The 15971-nt window shown below is 74.3% G+C and carries 12 protein-coding genes; 7 read left to right on the top strand and 5 right to left on the bottom strand.

The features are described 5' to 3' along the window. Positions 1 to 27: 27 nt before the first annotated feature. Together ACWGN5_RS02005 and ACWGN5_RS02010 are read right to left on the bottom strand one after the other, a co-directional pair. Positions 28 to 705: a uracil-DNA glycosylase gene (locus ACWGN5_RS02005; RefSeq protein WP_189803921.1), complete on the bottom strand. Its 678-nt coding sequence runs from the start codon at positions 703 to 705 to the stop codon at positions 28 to 30. A gap of 88 nt (positions 706 to 793) precedes the next feature. Beyond that, the gene (locus tag ACWGN5_RS02010) at positions 794 to 1612 is read right to left on the bottom strand and encodes an RNA-guided endonuclease InsQ/TnpB family protein (RefSeq protein ID WP_453510667.1); all 819 of its coding nucleotides are present in this window, start codon (positions 1610 to 1612) and stop codon (positions 794 to 796) included. A 220-nt stretch (positions 1613 to 1832) separates the two neighbouring features. Between ACWGN5_RS02010 and ACWGN5_RS02015 the strand changes: the two genes are divergently transcribed. Together ACWGN5_RS02015 and ACWGN5_RS02020 are read left to right on the top strand one after the other, a co-directional pair. Next, positions 1833 to 2819, top strand: a complete 987-nt coding sequence (locus ACWGN5_RS02015) for an N-acetylglucosamine kinase (RefSeq protein ID WP_453510668.1) — start codon at positions 1833 to 1835, stop codon at positions 2817 to 2819. 213 nt (positions 2820 to 3032) lie between these two features. Then, positions 3033 to 3956 (top strand): sirohydrochlorin chelatase, encoded by a 924-nt coding sequence (locus ACWGN5_RS02020; protein WP_453510669.1) that lies wholly within the window; start codon positions 3033 to 3035, stop codon positions 3954 to 3956. A 131-nt stretch (positions 3957 to 4087) separates the two neighbouring features. Here ACWGN5_RS02020 and ACWGN5_RS02025 read toward each other — a convergent pair whose 3' ends face one another. Next, the gene (locus tag ACWGN5_RS02025) at positions 4088 to 5143 is read right to left on the bottom strand and encodes a lactonase family protein (RefSeq protein WP_453510670.1); all 1056 of its coding nucleotides are present in this window, start codon (positions 5141 to 5143) and stop codon (positions 4088 to 4090) included. Between the two features lie 106 nt (positions 5144 to 5249). Then, entirely contained in the window at positions 5250 to 6743 is a 1494-nt protein-coding gene (locus ACWGN5_RS02030) for an FUSC family protein (RefSeq protein ID WP_453510875.1), read from the bottom strand. Positions 6744 to 7178: 435 nt separating this feature from the next. Between ACWGN5_RS02030 and ACWGN5_RS02035 the strand changes: the two genes are divergently transcribed. Genes ACWGN5_RS02035 through ACWGN5_RS02055 form a run of 5 tightly spaced genes read left to right on the top strand, consistent with a single transcriptional unit; the run spans position 7179 to position 14344 of the window. Then, a complete protein-coding gene (locus tag ACWGN5_RS02035; protein ID WP_453510671.1) occupies positions 7179 to 8336 on the top strand; it encodes an acyl-CoA dehydrogenase family protein in 1158 nt (385 codons plus the stop codon). Then, a complete protein-coding gene (locus ACWGN5_RS02040; protein ID WP_453510672.1) occupies positions 8336 to 10075 on the top strand; it encodes a 5-guanidino-2-oxopentanoate decarboxylase in 1740 nt (579 codons plus the stop codon). The genes ACWGN5_RS02035 and ACWGN5_RS02040 overlap by 1 nt, the downstream gene beginning before the upstream one ends. Next, positions 10072 to 11277, top strand: a complete 1206-nt coding sequence (locus ACWGN5_RS02045; protein WP_453510673.1) for a Glu/Leu/Phe/Val dehydrogenase dimerization domain-containing protein — start codon at positions 10072 to 10074, stop codon at positions 11275 to 11277. The genes ACWGN5_RS02040 and ACWGN5_RS02045 overlap by 4 nt, the downstream gene beginning before the upstream one ends. Further along, positions 11274 to 13562, top strand: a complete 2289-nt coding sequence (locus ACWGN5_RS02050; protein WP_453510674.1) for an acetate--CoA ligase family protein — start codon at positions 11274 to 11276, stop codon at positions 13560 to 13562. The genes ACWGN5_RS02045 and ACWGN5_RS02050 overlap by 4 nt, the downstream gene beginning before the upstream one ends. Continuing rightward, the gene (locus ACWGN5_RS02055; RefSeq protein WP_453510675.1) at positions 13559 to 14344 is read left to right on the top strand and encodes an SDR family oxidoreductase; all 786 of its coding nucleotides are present in this window, start codon (positions 13559 to 13561) and stop codon (positions 14342 to 14344) included. The genes ACWGN5_RS02050 and ACWGN5_RS02055 overlap by 4 nt, the downstream gene beginning before the upstream one ends. A 66-nt stretch (positions 14345 to 14410) precedes the next feature. On the opposite strand, the gene ACWGN5_RS02060 is transcribed toward ACWGN5_RS02055, so the two are convergent. Further along, positions 14411 to 15970: an APC family permease gene (locus tag ACWGN5_RS02060; protein WP_453510676.1), complete on the bottom strand. Its 1560-nt coding sequence runs from the start codon at positions 15968 to 15970 to the stop codon at positions 14411 to 14413. Between the last annotated feature and the right edge of the window lies 1 nt (position 15971).

Here is a 15971-nt window from a genome sequence, read left to right on the forward strand (position 1 = left end):
GCCGGTCCGTCCGGCGCCCCTCCGGGCTCAGGGCAGGCGCCAGTCCACCGGCTGGGCGCCCATGCCGAGGAGCATCTCGTTCGCCCGGCTGAAGGGGCGGGAGCCGAAGAAGCCGCGGTCCGCCGACATCGGGGACGGGTGCGCGGACTCGACCGCCGGCAGGTTGCCGAGGAGCGGGCGGGCCCTGCGGGCGTCGCTGCCCCAGAGGATCGACACCAGGGGCTTGCCGCGGGCGGCCAGCGCGCGGATGGCCTGCTCGGTGACCTCTTCCCAGCCCTTGCCCCGGTGCGCGCCGGCCTTGCGCGGGGCCGTGGTCAGCGCCCTGTTGAGCAGGAGGACGCCCTGCCGGGTCCACGGCGTCAGGTCGCCGTTCGACGGCCGGGGCAGGCCGAGGTCGGTGTGCAGCTCACGGAAGATGTTCTCCAGGCTGGGCGGCAGCGAGCGGACCTCCGGGGCGACCGAGAAGCTGAGCCCCATCGGCATCCCCGGTGTGTGATACGGGTCCTGACCCACGATCAGCACCCGCACCTCGTCGAAGGGCTGCTGGAAGGCCCGCAGCACGTTCGGCCCGGAGGGCAGGTACGTCCGGCCCGCGGCGATCTCGGCCCGCAGAAAGTCACCCATCGCGGCGACACGCCCCGCGACGGGGCTCAGAGCCTCCGCCCAGCCGGGCTCCACCAGTTCGTTCAAGGGTCGCGCTGTCACGGTCCGTCACTCTACCGGCCTACATTGAATCCTCCCCTCCCTGGAGGGAGGGATTCCTCACCTCCAGGCCGATACGGGGATTTCTGGCTCACGCTGCCGGGCGAGGCAGCGCCACGCCCGGACTTCCACGATCAGCACCAGCCGGGTCGAGACCGGCCCGGACCAGCATCACGCGGGCGGAGTTCTTGTCCCTGGGGGACACGGCTCCGCACGCGGTGCAGGTATACGTTCGCTCGGAAAGAGGGAGTGCGTGCTTGGTTCTCGCTCCGCACTGCGCGCAGTCCATCGTGGTGTGCGCGGGGTGTACCAGGTACACGGCGCGGCCGTGCTTGTGGGCCTGCTCGACCAGCGCCGCCTTGGTGGCGCCGATCGCGGCGTCCGCCGCCTTTTTGGCCATGGTGGTCTTCGCGAGGAACTTCGGACGGAAGTCCTCGACGGCGAGGGCGTCATGGTCGCGAACGACACTCTTGGCCCACTTGCGGGCCGTGTCCTGCCGTTGCCGGGCGATCTTCTTGTGCAGCTTCGCGGCCTGCCGCCTGGCGGTCTTGTAGCCGTTCGAGCCGGGCTTGCCCTTTGCCGGCTCCGGCAGGTCCCGCGACCACACCACGGTCAAGACGATGCCACCCGCCAGGTGCAGACGGCCATCCTTCAAACGGAAACCGCGTCGGGTGCAGTTGAGGCTCGGCAGCGCCTCGCGCCTCCTTTTCCACCTGGGCACCCCTGCGCGCCGGTTCATGGGCAACCGGTCTCTGATGTCCTTCTGCGCCTTGGCGCGGGCCTTGCCGAAGTCACGTACGACCTGCTGATGAGGAACCGAGGAACCGTCACGCAGCCATGCGGTGCGCCTGCGAGCATCGGCATCAGGGCAAAGCGAGCCGTGGACGACACGCGCAGCCGGAAGTTCCACCGCGCATGCCCGGTATACCCCGTCTGCGCTTCCACCATCGTGGGAAGCAACCTACCCAGGCCGACCGGCAATTGAGAGCAAGTCATGTCGAGCGAATGGCCCACGACCGCATGCGGCATATAATGCCCCGCCCTGACGCCGAAATGACCATTGCTCCCCTGGTCCGCAGAAGTCCGATTCCCATCCGACCCCAAGGCCGGGACATCTTCGGAGGTATCTGATGAACGAACTCTCCGAGGGCCTTGTCGTCGGCGTCGACTCCGGTGGGTCGGGGCTTCGCGTGGCCTTGGCCGAGGCCGCGGGCGGGGAACTCCTCGACAGTCGGACCTCACGCGAACCGGTGCGCACCGGTTCCGACGGGATCTCCGCCGAGCACTTCCTGGAGCAGGTCCTGCCCGCGGTCCGGGCCCTCAGGAAGACCTACCGCTCGCGGCCGGTCGTCGCCGTGGGCGTGGGCGCCGCCGGGATGGCGACCCTCGGGGACGAGCTGCGGGCCGTGCTCCCGGGTGCCTTCGCCGAGGCCTGGGGGGTGCGCCGGGTCGCCCTCGCGGCCGACGCGGTCACCGCGTACGCCGGGGCGCTCGGGCAGCGGCCCGGCGTCGTCGTCGCGGGCGGTACGGGGCTGATCGCGCTCGGCACGGATCTGACGTCCTGGCGGCGGGCCGACGGCTGGGGGCATCTGCTCGGCGACTGCGGCAGCGGCGCCTGGATCGGCCGGGCGGGCCTGGAGGCGGCGATGCGCGCGCACGACGGGCGGCGCGGCGGTTCGGCGGCGCTCCTGGCCCGGGCCGAGAAGCTCTTCGGGCCGGCGGCCGGACTGCCGGGCGTGCTCTACCCGCGTACGGACCGTCCCGCGGCGCTCGCCTCCTTCGCGCCCGCGGTGAGGGACTGCGCCGAGGCGGATCCCGTGGCGGCCGGCATCCTCGCGCGGGCCGGGACGCACATCGCCGAGGCGGCCGAGGCCGTGTGCCCGGTGGAGCCGGGTGCCCAGGTGGCCCTCACCGGCGGGCTCTTCAGGTTGGGCGAGCCCCTGCTCGCACCGCTCCGGTCCGCCCTCGGCGAGCTGCTGCCGCAGGCCCGGACGGTGCAGCCGGTGGGGGATCCGCTCGACGGGGCGGTCGCTCTCGCCCGCGCACTCGCCGCGGACACGCTGCGCCTGCCGGAACACCCCTCGCTGCTCTGCCTGTTCGGCCGCGGGCCTGCCTAGGCGGGGCCGTCCGCCCAGGTGGGAGGCGGTGCATCGGGGCGGGGCCGGGACCGGTCGGCGCTGCGGAGGAAGGGAAGCGGAATCGGAGCCGGGGCGGACGAGCAAGGGCGGCGGAACGGAAGCCGGACCCCAGAGCGGACATAGAGGGGCAGAAGGCGCGTGACCGCACCTCAGCCAACGGCGCGGCGGGCGAAACCAGTAGCATGCGGCGCCATGAGCTCCCCCACTGGGCCTGCTTCCGGCCTGCCTGTACGAATGCCTCGACCCCGCCAGTCCGGGCGGCACCGTCGCCCCGAACCCGCGGCGGCGCCCGAGGGCGCTCCCGCACTGGTTCTCGCCGTGCCCGGCGCGCCGTCCGCCGCCATACGCTCGCTGGCCGAAGAGGTCGTGAGCATCGCCCGCTCCGAGCTGCCCGGCCTGGAGGCCGCGATCGGCTTCCTGGAGGGTGACGACGCCGAGTACCCCTCGCTGGCGACCGTCCTCACGGCGACCGAGACGCTGCGCACCGAGCGGTACCAGCTGGCCCTGGCCGCCGGCCGTGAGGCCACCGCCCCGACGGGCCCCGCCGCGGTCGTCGTCCCGCTGCTCGCGGGCCCGGACAGCGCCCAGATGCGCCAGGTCCGCCAGGCGCTGATGGACGGCGGCAACACCGCCGAGCTGACCGACGTCCTCGGCCCGCACCCGCTGCTCGCCGAGGCGCTGCACGTGCGTCTCTCCGAGGCCGGTCTGGCCCGCGCCGACCGGGCGAGGCTGTTCACGGTCGCGACGGCCGCCGACGGCATCATCCTGGCGACGGTCGGTGGCGAGGAGGCCGTGCAGGCCGCCGGGATCACCGGCATGCTGCTCGCCGCGCGCCTCGCCGTCCCGGTGATGGCCGCCGCGCTCGACCAGGAGGGTTCCATCGCCTCCGTGGCCGAGCAGCTGCGCGCCGCCGGTGCGGAGCAGCTGGCCCTCGCCCCGTACCTGATCGGCCCCGAGCTGGCCGAGGGTCTCCTCGACGAGGCGTCGAAGGAGGCCGGGTGCGCGGCCGCCGAGCCGCTGGGTGCCTACCCGGCCATCGGCAAGCTGGTGCTCTCGCAGTACACGACCGCGCTGGGCATTCCGCCGCAGCAGCCGCAGGGCGCGCCTTCGCTCTGACACGTACGGAAGGGCCCGCTCCGGATTCGTCCGGTGCGGGCCCTTCGTCGTGTCCGGCTCCGTGCCCTGCTGAGCGCCCGGCTCCGTGCCCTGCCGAGTGCCCGGCTCCGCGGCCCCGCTCAGTGCCCGGTTCAGCCGAAGATCACGCAGGAGGCGGCGGGGGCCTCGATCGCACCCGCGCGGGACGGGATGCCGGTCTCCGGGTCGAGGGTGAACCAGGTGACGTCGCCGGAGCGCTCGTTCGCCGCGTACAGGCGCCGGCCCGAGGGGTCGAGGGTGAGGTCGCGGGGCCAGGTGCCGCCGCAGGGCACGGTGGCGACCAGACGGGCCTCGGCGCCGTCCTCGCCGAGGGCGAGCACGGCGAGGGTGTCGTCGCCGCGCACGGCGGCCCAGAGGAAGCGGCCGTCGGGGGCGACGACCACCTCGGAGGGGTAGCTGGGGCCGGTGGTGCCCTCGGGGACGACGGGGGTCTCGCCGAGGGGTTCGAGCAGGCCCTCGGCGGCGTCCCAGCGGCAGACGGTGAGGGTGGGCTCCAGCTCGTTCAGGACGTACGCGTGCGTGCCGGCCGGATGGAAGGCCAGGTGGCGCGGTCCGGTGCCGGGGCGCAGCGCGGTCTCGCCGTGCAGCGTGAGCCGCCCGGTCGCGGGGTCGAGGGCGCAGATCCGTACGGAGTCGGTGCCGAGGTCCACGCTGACGACCCAGTCGCCGCTGGGGTCGGGGAGGACCTGGTGGGCGTGCGGGCCGCCCTGCCGGTCGGCGACGGGGCCGCTGCCCGCGTGCCGCAGGACGGTGGCGGCGGGGCGGGCGGTGCAGTCCTCGGCCAGGGGCAGAGCGGTGACGCTGCCGGAGGTGTAGTTGGCGGTGAGGAGGTGCCCGGCGGCGAGCGCCAGGTGGGTGGGGCCGGCGCCGTCGACGGGGACGGGGGCGCCGAGCGGGCGGGGCGCGGGTCCGGTGATGTCGAAGGCGGCGACGGCTCCCGCCTCGGTCTCGGACACGGCGTGGAGCACGGGCCCGGCGAGGGCGAGGAAGGAGGGGTCGGCGACGGCGTCGCTGCCGCCGGTGACGGTCAGGGCGCCCGTCTCCCGGTCCACGTCGGCGGCGAGGACGCCGCGGCCGCCCGCCGAGGTGAAGGAGCCGATGTACGCCCGCGCCCCGCTCCGGCCCTGATCCGTCCCTGTGCCGCCCACGGCGCCTCCCCTGTCCCCGGGGCCGGTCGCGGTCGACCGGCCGTCGTCTCGTCGGGCCGACGGTAGCAGGCGGTCTAGACCAAAGTGGTGAGGGAGTCGGTCCCTCTCAGGAACGGACCACCCAGGCGCCGGGCGGGGTCCGCAGCGGAGCGTCCAGCTCGGTCAGCACACGGGCGAGCCCCCTCGCGTGGGCCAGAGCCGGCGCACCCGTGTGGGCATCGCCCTCGGCCCGGTGGTGGGCGTCCGCCTCCACGGCGGCCCCTTCGCGCGACGTGAGGGCTTCCACGGCGGCCTCGACGCGCCAGCAGGCGGCGGCCAGGCGGGCGTCGTGGCTGGCGTCCGGGTCGGAGGCCACGGAGACGAGACCCCGCACCTCGGTGGCCGCCTCGTCGAGGAGCACGAGGACCTGGCGCGCTCGCTGCTTCCTCCCCCGGAAGGGGGTCAGCGGGTGCACCAGCGGGGCCAGCGAGAGCCGCACGCGCCCGAGGAGCGCCTCCAGCTCGGCGGCGTGCGGCGTCGGGTCGGCGGCGTCGTCGCCCGCGAGGCGCCTGACGGACGCCGAGGTGGCGGAGCGGACGCAGAGGAGCGCCCGCTGGATCCACGCGTCGTTCGTCGTGTGCGTCCGGACGGGCAGGACGAAGGTCACGGCAAGACCGGCACACACGGCCCCGACGCCGGTCTCGGCCACGCGCAGGAGGAGCAGCGCACCGTCCAGCACGCCGAGGAGCCCGTACAGGAGGCTCGCCATCACCGTGACGGCCAGGATCATCCAGCTGTACGACACGGCGGCGGTGTAGAAGATCCCGAACACGCACACCGCGACCAGCAACGCGGTGACGACGGGCGCGCCGCCCAGCGGGATGGCGACGAGGAATCCGCCGGCGATGCCGGTGACGGTGCCGAGGACGCGACGGAAGCCCCGGACGAGCGTCTCGCCGCGCGAGGCCGTGTTGACGAAGATCCACCAGACGGTGCCGACGGCCCAGTACCAGCGCTGCTCCGAGAGGAACTGCCCGATGACGAGCGCCGCCCCGGAGGCGACGGCGACCTGGACGGCCTGGCGGGTGGTGGCCCGGGCGAGTCCCGTCCCGGGCAGGGCGGCGGGCACCGCCGGCGGCGGGACCCGGCGCTCGATGGGCCACAGCACGAAGCGCACGACCCCGGCCGCACCCAGGGCGATGCCGGTGGCCGCGTACAGCTGGGGGAGCTGGGCGGGCAGGGCGTGCAGGAACTGGGTCACGAAGAACTGCATGAAGGCGAAGATGCCGAGCGCGTGTCCGCGCGGTCCCCAGCGGCGCGCGTACACGCCCGCGAAGATCACGAGCAGCCAGGTCGCGTCCCGCAGGAGCGGCGCGTCGTGCAGGACGGCCGCGAGGGCGAGGACGGGGAAGCCGACCGTCGGCAGCAGGGCGGTGGTGACGACCTGACGGCGCACGGTGGGGTCGCCGACCGTGAAGAGGGCGAGCAGCGCGGCGAGGCCGGCGGTGATGGACGCGACGAGGGACAGACCGAGCAGCTCGGCCAGGGCGACCGCGAGGCCGACGCCGAGGACGGCACGGAGCGAGATCCTGAGCCGGACGAGCCCCGGATCCGGAGCCATGAAGTACTTCTGCACGGCGGTCAAGCCCGCCCCCCTTGATCTGTCCTCACCGCGCACGAGGCTCCCCTGGGGTGGTGGGGGCTCGGACACGACGAAAGCACCGCGGGCCGGTCCGGCCTCGTCGCCGGACGGCGCTGCGCGGCGCCGAAGGTGTGTGATGGCTACAAGGATAGACAGAAGGGGCCCCGGCGGCTCAACTCGGCGCCGAAACGGTGGGCCATTGACCCACTGCCACGGTGGTCCGAGTGACCGGACGGAGCCATTGGCCCACGCCACTCTCCCCTTCCCTGCCGCCGACCGTCACGACGCCCCGCGGGCGGTGGCCGGAGACGGGGTCGGAAGTGGAGGGATCCGGGGCGTTGACAGCGCCGCGAACGCCTCTCGATACTGACTGACGGTTCAGTTAACGACCCTGTTGCCACCCCTGGAGGCACCATGTCCGAGCTCCCCACCGAGCTGGTTCCGTTCACCCCCGAGCAGCGTGGCATCGTCGAACTCACCCGGACCTTCGCCCGGGACGAGATCCGCCCGCGGGCGCGCGCCGTGGACGAGGCCGACGTCGAGACACCGTGGGACCTGTGGCACAAAGCCGCCAAGGTCGGCATCACCGGCTTCATGCTTCCCGAGGAGTACGGCGGCGGCGGCTTCACCGATGTCTTCACCCAGTGCCTCGTGCAGGAGGAGCTGTGCGTCGGCGACCTCGGCATCGGAAACCTGCTCTGCTCCAACGGCTTCTTCGCCGACCCGCTGCTGGCACTCGGCACCGAGGAGCAGAAGCGGACCTGGCTCACCCCGCTGACCGGCGCCGACACCCCGATGACCGCCCTCGCCACCACCGAACCCGGCTCCGGCTCCGACGCCGCGTCCATCGTGACGACGGCCACCCGCACCGACGGCGGCTACCTCCTGAACGGCCAGAAGGCCTGGATCTCGAACGCGGGAGAGGCCGAGCAGTACGTCGTCTTCGCCAAGACCGATCCCACGCAGCGCTCCCGGGGCGTGACCGCCTTCCTGCTGCGCAAGGACACCCCCGGCGTCACCTTCGGCGAACCCATGCGCAAGATGGGCCAGCGCGCCATCGTCTGCCGGGAGATCTTCTTCGCCGACGCCTTCGTGCCCGAGGAGAACCGCCTCGGCGAGGAGGGACAGGGCTTCCAGGGCCTCATGCGGACCTTCGACATCTCGCGGGTCGTGCTCGGCGCGGCGGCGACCGGCGTGGCACGGGCCGCGTACGAGTACGCACGCGACTACGCGCGCACCCGGCAGCAGTTCGGCAAGCCGATCATCGAGCACCAGGCGGTGGCGTTCCGGCTGGCCGACATGCGGACCCGGATCGAGCAGGCCCGTCTGATGACCTGGCGCGCGGCCAAGCGCCTGGACGCGGGCCTGTCCGCGACGACCGAGGCCGCCATGGCCAAGCTGACCGCCTCGGAGACGGCCGCGTACTGCACGTGGGCCGCCGTGCAGACCCTCGGCGGCTGGGGCTACTCGCGCGAGTACCCGGTGGAGCAGTGGATGCGGGACGCGAAGCTGGAGGAGATCGAGGAGGGCACCTCGGACATCATGCGGCTCGTGATCTCGCGGGGCCTGTGATGACGACCTCACCCATGGAGGGCGGGGCCTTCACCGGCGGAGAATCCCTCGCCCCCGGCGCGCCCCTCCCCCGCGGCGGGGCCTTCACCGGCGGCGAGGCCGTCGTCCGTGCCCTCGCCTCGCACGGTGTCACCGACGCCTTCGGGATCCCCGGCACGCACAACCTGGAGATCTACCGCCACCTCCCGGGGTACGGCATACGTCATGTGACGCCCCGCCATGAGCAGGGTGCGGGATACGCCGCCGACGCGTACGCCCGGGTCTCCGGCCGGCCCGGTGTCGCGATCACCACCACCGGCCCCGCGCTGCTGAACATCGCCGCCGCCGTCGGCCAGGCCTATTCCGACAGCGTGCCGCTGCTCGTCGTCTCCCCCGGCATGCCGCTGCGGCACCCCCGGCAGTCCACCGGGCTCCTCCACGAGATGCGCAGCCAGACCGAGGCGCTGCGCGGCGTCGCCGCCTTCAGCCACCGGGTGTCGTCGGTGGACGAGATCGGCTCGGCGGTGGCACGGGCCTTCACCCTCTTCCGTACGGGCCGGCCCCGTCCGGTGCACATCGAGGTGCCGCTCGACCTGCTGGAGACCGTCGAGCCGGCCGGGCCCGTACGGCGTGCGCCGCTCACCGGACCCCCCGCGCCCGACCCGGCGGCGGTGGATCAGGCGGCCGCAGTCCTGCGCGCGGCCCGGCGGCCCGCCCTGGTCCTCGGCGGAGGGGCCCGGGCGGCGGCCGCGGAGTGCGCGGCGCTCGCCGAGCGGCTGGGCGCGCCGGCGGTGACCACCGCCAACGGCAAGGGCGTCCTCGACGAGCGCCACCCGCTCTCGCTGGGCGTGTCGCTGCACAGTCCGGCCGTGCAGAAGTGGCTGGCCGACCGCGACGTGGTCCTCGCCGTCGGCACGGAGCTGGCCGAGTCCGACCTCTGGGGTCCGCCGCCGGCCCTGAGGGGCACCTTGATCCGGGTCGACGTGGACCCCGCCCAGATGTACGCGGGGCTCCCGGCGGACGTGCCCCTGGTGGGCGACGCGCGGGTCCTGCTCACGGCGCTGCTCGCCGAGTGCCGAGGAGGAGGCGGGGACGTCCCAGCGGAAGCGGCGGACCTCGCCCACGTCCCTGCGGACCCCGGCGACGTCCGTGCCCTCCGGGCCGCCCGGGACGACGAGACCCGTGCCCGCGACGCGCGCTGGCTGCCGTACCTCCGGGCCGTGCGCCGCGTCCTCGCCGAGGACGCCGTCCTCACCTCCGACAGCGCCCAGTGCTGCTACTACGGCGCCCTGCCCCATCTGCCCCTCGGCCCCGGGGGCCGCTATCTGCACCCCACCGGTTTCGGCACCCTCGGCTACGCCCTGCCCGCCGCGATCGGCGCGAAGACCGCGTGCCCCGAGCGGCAGGTCGTCGCCCTCAGCGGCGACGGCGGCCTGCAGTTCTCCGTGCAGGAGCTCGCCACCGCGGCGCAGCTCCGGCTCCCGCTTCCCGTCGTCGTCTTCGACAACGGCGGCTACGGCGAGATCCGCGAGGAGATGGCGGCCCGCGGGGACACCCCCCTGGCGGTGGACCTGCCCGCCGTCGACCTCCCCGCGCTCGCCCGCGCCTACGGCGGGCACGGTGCGACCGTGCGTTCGCCGGAGGAGCTCGCCGACGCCCTGGCCCTCGCGCTGACCACTCCCGGACCCACCGTCCTGACCGTGCCCGAAGTTGCCGTCGTTCCCGAAGTTCCCGAAGTTCCTGAGGAGTCCTCCCGATGACGTCCGAGACCGCGACCGCCCTCACGAACCCCCCTCTCATCTCCCTCACCTGGACGGACCATGTGACCGGCCGCCAGGGCCACCTGGTGATCGACCGGCTCGTGCGCGGCGTCTCCAGCGGCGGGCTGCGGATGCGGGAGGGCTGCACCCTCGACGAGGTCGCGGGCCTGGCCCGCGGCATGACGATGAAGGAGGCCCTGCACTACAACCCCGAGGGCCGCTACATCCCGCTCGGCGGCGCCAAGGGCGGCATCGACTGCGACCCGCGCGACCCCGAGGCGTACGGGGTGCTGGTCCGCTACCTCCGTGCCATGCGCCCGCACATCGAGCGCTTCTGGACCACCGGCGAGGACCTCGGCCTCACCCAGGACCTCGTCGACCGCGCGGCCGCCGAGGCCGGTCTGGTCTCCTCGATCCAGGCCGTGTACCCGCTGCTCGACGACGAGGCCGCGGCCCGGCGCCGGCTGGCCGACGCGTTCGCCGTGGACGTGGACGGCATCGGGCTCGACGAGCTGGCGGGCGGCTGCGGCGTCGCCGAGTCGGTCCTGACGGCCCTCGACCGGGCCGGTGTCCCCCACGCGGGGACGCGGGTCTCGGTGCAGGGCTTCGGGACGATGGGCGGGGCGACCGCCCGCTTCCTCGCCCGGGCCGGGCTGAAGATCGTCGCCGTGGCCGACGTCAAGGGGACGGTCCTCAATCCGGACGGCCTGGACGTGGAAGCCCTCCTTGCCGCCCGGGACGCGTACGGGACCGTGGACCGCGCCGCGCTGCGCGCGGACGACCGCGAACTCCCCGGCGACGCCTGGCTGTCCGCCGACGCCGACGTCCTCGTCCCGGCCGCCGTCTCGTACGCGGTCGACGCCGGCAACCAGGCCGGGATCACGGCCCGCTGGATCGCCGAGGCGGCCAACATGCCGGTCCTGCCCGAGGCCGAGGAACGGCTGGCCGCGCGCGGCATCACCGTCCTGCCGGACGTGGTCGTCAACTCGGCCACCAACGCCTGGTGGTGGTGGACCCTCTTCGGCGACATCGGCGCGGACCCGGACGAGGCGTTCGCCCACATCCGGCGCTCCATGCGCGCGCTGGTCGAGCAGGTCCTGGCCCGGGCCGAGCGCGACGGGACCACCCCGCGCGCGGCGGCGCACGGCGTCGTCGCGGACCGGCTGCCGGTGATCGCCGCACGCTTCGGCTGGTACGCATGAGCCTGGACGCCCTCTTCGATCCGCGTTCCGTCGCCGTCGTCGGGGCCTCCGCCGATCCCGCCAAGTGGGGTTACTGGCTGGCCGCCGGCGCCCTCGCCGGACGCTCCCGGCGCACCGTCCACCTCGTCAACCAGCGGGGCGGCGCCCTCGACGGCGTCCCCTTCCTGCCGGACCTCGGGTCCCTGACCACCGTCCCCGAGCAGGTCGTCGTCGCGGTGCCGCCGCCGCAAGTGCGGACCGTCGTCGTCCAGGGGCTCGCGGCGGGCGCGCGGTGCTTCACCGTGATCACGTCCGGCGGCTCCGGTCCGCAGGAGGAACGGGAACTCGCCGCGCTCGTCACCTCGCACGGCGGCCGGCTGCTCGGCCCCAACTGCATGGGCGTCGTCGACACCACCACCGAACTGCGGCTGAGCTGGGGCGACTTCCCTGCGGGGGCGGTCGGTCTTGTGTCGCAGAGCGGGAACCTCGCCCTCGAGATCGGCAGGCTCCTGGCCCGGGCGGGGCAGGGGTTCTCCCGGTTCGTCTCGCTCGGCAACCAGCGCGACATCGACGCGGCGGACGCCCTCGACGCGCTGATCGCCCACGACGCGACGCGTGTCGTCGCCGCGTACGTGGAGGACTTCCGGGACGGGCGGCGCCTGGCCCGCACCCTGGCCGCCGCCCACGCGGCCGGCAAGCCCGTCCTGCTGCTGACCCTCGGCCGCAGCGAGGCCTCCGGCCGCGCGGCGGCCTCCCACACGGGAGCGCTGGTGAGCGCCCGGGCGGTGGTGGACGCCGTCTGCCGCGACACGGGCGCGATCCTGCTGGAGTCGGCGGGCGAACTGGTCGACACGGCGGTGCTGTTGACGGCGACGGCACGCCGGGGCCGGGCGTCGTTCCCCGGACGGAACCGGACCGTGGCCGCGGGCGTGGGTACGGGCACGGCAACAGGCACGGGCAGGGGCGCGGGCACGGCCACAGGCACGGACACGGGCACGGCCACAGGCACGGGCACGGCCACAGGCACGGGCACGGCCACAGGCACGGACACGGGCACTGCCACAGGCAGGGACACGGGCGAGCGCGGGAGCGTCGGCGCGGGCCGGAGCTCGGCCGTCGCCGACAGTGCCCCCGTGGCCCCCGGAGCGCCGCGCATCGCCGTCGTCGGCGACAGTGGAGGCCAGGGCGCGCTCGCCGCCGACGCACTCGTCGCCCGCGGGCTCGACGTCCCCGTGCTCGACGAGGCCACCCGGGCCGCCGTCTCCGCGCACCTCCCCGGCCGGGGCGGCTGCGGCAACCCCGTCGACCTCGCGGGCGCCGGGGAGGCGAACCTCCGCACCTACGCGCGGATCACCCGGGCCCTGCTCGACGGCGGGGACACCGACGCCACGGTCCTCACCGGCTACTTCGGCGACTACGCCACCGCCAACCCCGGCCAGGCCCGCGAGGAGTGCGAGGTCGCCGAGGAGCTGGGCGAGGCCGCGCGGAAGGCCGGCCGGCTGCTCGTCGTCCACACCATGGCCCGCGACACCCCGGCCCTGACCGTGCTGCGCGCGCACGGCGTACCCGTCTACGAGCGCATCGAGCAGGCCGCGACCGCCCTGGCCCACGCGGCCCGGCCGGTCCGCGCGACACCGTACGTGCCACCCCCGCGGGTGCCGTCCCCGTCCCGTCCGGTCGCGGACGGGGGGTACGAGAGCGTCCGGGCCCTGCTCCGGTCCCATGGACTCGACTTCCCCACCGCCGCGTTCGTCAGCACGGCCGACGGGGCGGCCGAGGCCGCCCGCCGCACCGGATACCCGCTCGCCCTCAAGGCGATGGGCCTCGCCCACAAGACCGAGGCGGGCGGGGTGGCCCTCGGCATCGGCGACGAGGCCGCGCTGCGCGCCGCCTTCGCCCGGATGCGGGACGCCACCGGCGCCACCCGGTACGCGGTGGAGGCCATGGCCGTGCACCCGCATTCCGTGGAGCTCATCGCCGGAGTGCGGTACGACCCGGCGTTCGGCCCCGTGGCCATGGTCGGCCTCGGCGGGGTCACCGCCGAACTGCTCGCCGACACCGCGCTCGCCCTCGCCCCGCTCACCCAGGAACGGGCGCGCGCGCTGCTGCTGTCCCTGCGGCACGCACCGCTGCTCACCGGCTGGCGGGGTGCGCCCGCCGTCGACCTGGATGCCGCCGCGGACGCCCTGTGCGCCCTGGCGCGGGCCGCGTCCGAGCACCCCGAGCTCATCGAGCTCGAAGTCAATCCGCTGCTCGTCCACCCGGGCGGCGCGGTCGCCCTCGACGCCCATGGAGTGCTCTCATGACCCGTTTCGACGGACGGACGTACCTCGTGACCGGCGGCGGCAGCGGTATCGGCCGCGCCGTCGCGCTCGCCCTGACGGGGGCGGGCGCCCGGGTCGCCGTCGCCGGCCGCACCCCGGAGCGGCTCGACGAGACGGTCGCCCTGATCGAGAAGGCCGGCGGGGAGGCCCTCGCGGTGCCGACGGACGTGCGGGACCCGGAGGCGGTGGACGCGCTGGTGGCCGCGGCGGTCGAGCGGTTCGGCCGGCTGGACGGGCTGGTCAACAACGCCGCCGGAAACTTCGTCGTCCCCGGCATCGACCTGTCCCCGGGCGGCTGGCGCGCCGTCGTCGACATCGTCCTCAACGGCTCGTACTACTGCACCCGTGCCGTCGCCCGCAGGCTGCGCGAACAAGGCACCGGCGGCTCGATCCTGTCCGTGATCGCCACGTACGCCTGGCACGGCCATCCGGGCACCGTCCACTCGGCCGCCGCGAAGGCCGGTGTCCTGGCGATGACGCGGACCCTGGCGGTGGAACTCGCCCCGCTGGGCATCCGCCTGAACTGCATCGCCCCCGGCCCGACGGAGACGGAGGGCGCCGGCGCGGCCCTGTGGGCCACCGACGAGGCGCGCGAGGAGGTTCTGGCCACGGTCCCGGCGGGCCGCTTCGCCGACCCCGCCGAGATCGCGGAGGCGTCCCTGTTCCTGCTCGGCGACGGGGCGTCGTACCTGACCGGCGAGTGCCTCACGGTGGACGGCGGCCAGTGGCTGGGCAAGCAGGTGTACGGGCGGTCGGCCGGGTAGCGCGGCGGACGGTACGTGGTGAGGGGCGGGCCCGCGGGCCCGCCCCTCGTCGCGTACGGTCCGGACTCAGCTCTTCGTACGGCGGGTCTTCGCGCCCGCCGCGTAGAAGACGAGGCCGATGACCGCGATGATCAGCAGCGGCACGACCTGGCTCAGCGTGTACGCGAGGCGCTGGCCGGCGAAGGCCTCGGGCAGGGAGTCCGCGGGGGAACCCTCCGTGCCGAACCAGCCGATGCCGAAGCCCGGCCAGATCAGCACGACCACGGTGAAGGCGACCAGGCCGGTGGAGAGCGCGGTGACCGTCCAGACGCCGAGGCGGCCGCCCGGGACGGCGTACGGGCGGGGGGTGTCCGGGTACTTGCGGCGCAGCACCACCAGGCTCGGGAAGGTGATGACGTACGAGATGAAGGTCGTGCAGATCGTCAGGCCGAGGCCCGCCGCGAAGTACTTCTCGCCGTCGCCCTCGGTGAGGTTGAGGGCGGCCACGAGGAGGATCGACGCGAGGACCGCCGAGAGCAGGTTCACCCGCACCGGGGTGCCGTGCTTCTCGGAGATCGTGCCGAGCCAGGCCGGCCCGGCGCCGTCGGCGCAGGCGACGGCCTGGGCGCGGTGCGCGCCCATCGCCCAGGTGACGCCGGAGGTCAGCAGGCCGATGATGAGCCCCGCGGCGGCGATGCCGCCGAAGACCGCGCCCGCACCGGTGAGGGTGACCGTGCCGTCCGCGGCGATGGAGCCCCCGTAGACGGTGAAGACGGCCTTGCAGGCGTCGATGAAGCCGCCGAGGCTGCCGATCCGCTCGCTGGGCAGGACGAACATGATGCCGAGGATGGGCCCGCCGTAGAGCAGCAGCGAGGCGACGCCGGAGCGGAGGATGGAGAGCGGGATGTCGCGGCGCGGGTTGCGCATCTCCTCGGCCGCGGAGCTGGGCAGTTCGAAGCCGACGTAGTTGAAGATCAGGACGGGGACGAGCGCCACGAACCCGGCGTAGGTCGGTGAGAACTCGCTCGCGGGCAGGGCGTGCACGCCGTTGCGCACGGCGAAGACGACCACCGAGACGAGGAAGAAGCCGAGCAGCACGATCCGCGCGACGGCACCCGCGATCGGCACCCACTTGCCGACCCGGACGGACTGGACGACGGCGAGCGCGCCGCCCCAGATGAAGACGAGACCGGCGGCGTACTTCCACAGACCGGGCAGCGGCGTGAAGAACTCCTCCCAGGTGGTGAGGGCGATGATGCACAGACTGCCGCCCACCCACACCGGGTTGGAGATCCAGTAGAGGATCTGGTTGAGGCCCGCGGTGAGCCGGCCGAAGGCGAGCCGGGTCCAGACGTACGGGCCGCCCTGGACGGGGAAGGCGGAGCCGAGTTCGGCGACGAGGAGTCCGTAGGGGAGGAAGAAGAGCAGCGCGAGGATGGCCATCCAGGTCAGTCCCTGCGGGCCCTGCGCCGCGACCGACCCGATCGTGTCGAGTCCGACGAGGGTGCATATGAGGAACAGCAGGACGTCGAAGCGGCGTAGCTCCTTGCGGAGCCGGCCGCGCTGTTCGCCCCAGCCCTCGGAGAGGTCGGGGGTCTCGGGTGCGGGCTCTTCGGCCCTGCTGGAGGTGACGGGTGCTTGGGTCACG

The organism is Streptomyces sp. NPDC055815, from assembly GCF_053616475.1.

Bases quoted from the DNA above. Each gene is read 5' to 3' on its own strand.
- ACWGN5_RS02015 (WP_453510668.1), top strand. From the start codon at position 1,833: ATGAACGAACTCTCCGAGGGCCTTGTCGTCGGCGTCGACTCCGGTGGG.
- ACWGN5_RS02020 (WP_453510669.1), top strand. From the start codon at position 3,033: ATGAGCTCCCCCACTGGGCCTGCTTCCGGCCTGCCTGTACGAATGCCT.
- ACWGN5_RS02050 (WP_453510674.1), top strand. From the start codon at position 11,274: ATGAGCCTGGACGCCCTCTTCGATCCGCGTTCCGTCGCCGTCGTCGGG.
- ACWGN5_RS02035 (WP_453510671.1), top strand. From the start codon at position 7,179: ATGTCCGAGCTCCCCACCGAGCTGGTTCCGTTCACCCCCGAGCAGCGT.
- ACWGN5_RS02030 (WP_453510875.1), bottom strand. From the start codon at position 6,743: ATGGCTCCGGATCCGGGGCTCGTCCGGCTCAGGATCTCGCTCCGTGCC.
- ACWGN5_RS02040 (WP_453510672.1), top strand. From the start codon at position 8,336: ATGACGACCTCACCCATGGAGGGCGGGGCCTTCACCGGCGGAGAATCC.
- ACWGN5_RS02045 (WP_453510673.1), top strand. From the start codon at position 10,072: ATGACGTCCGAGACCGCGACCGCCCTCACGAACCCCCCTCTCATCTCC.
- ACWGN5_RS02055 (WP_453510675.1), top strand. From the start codon at position 13,559: ATGACCCGTTTCGACGGACGGACGTACCTCGTGACCGGCGGCGGCAGC.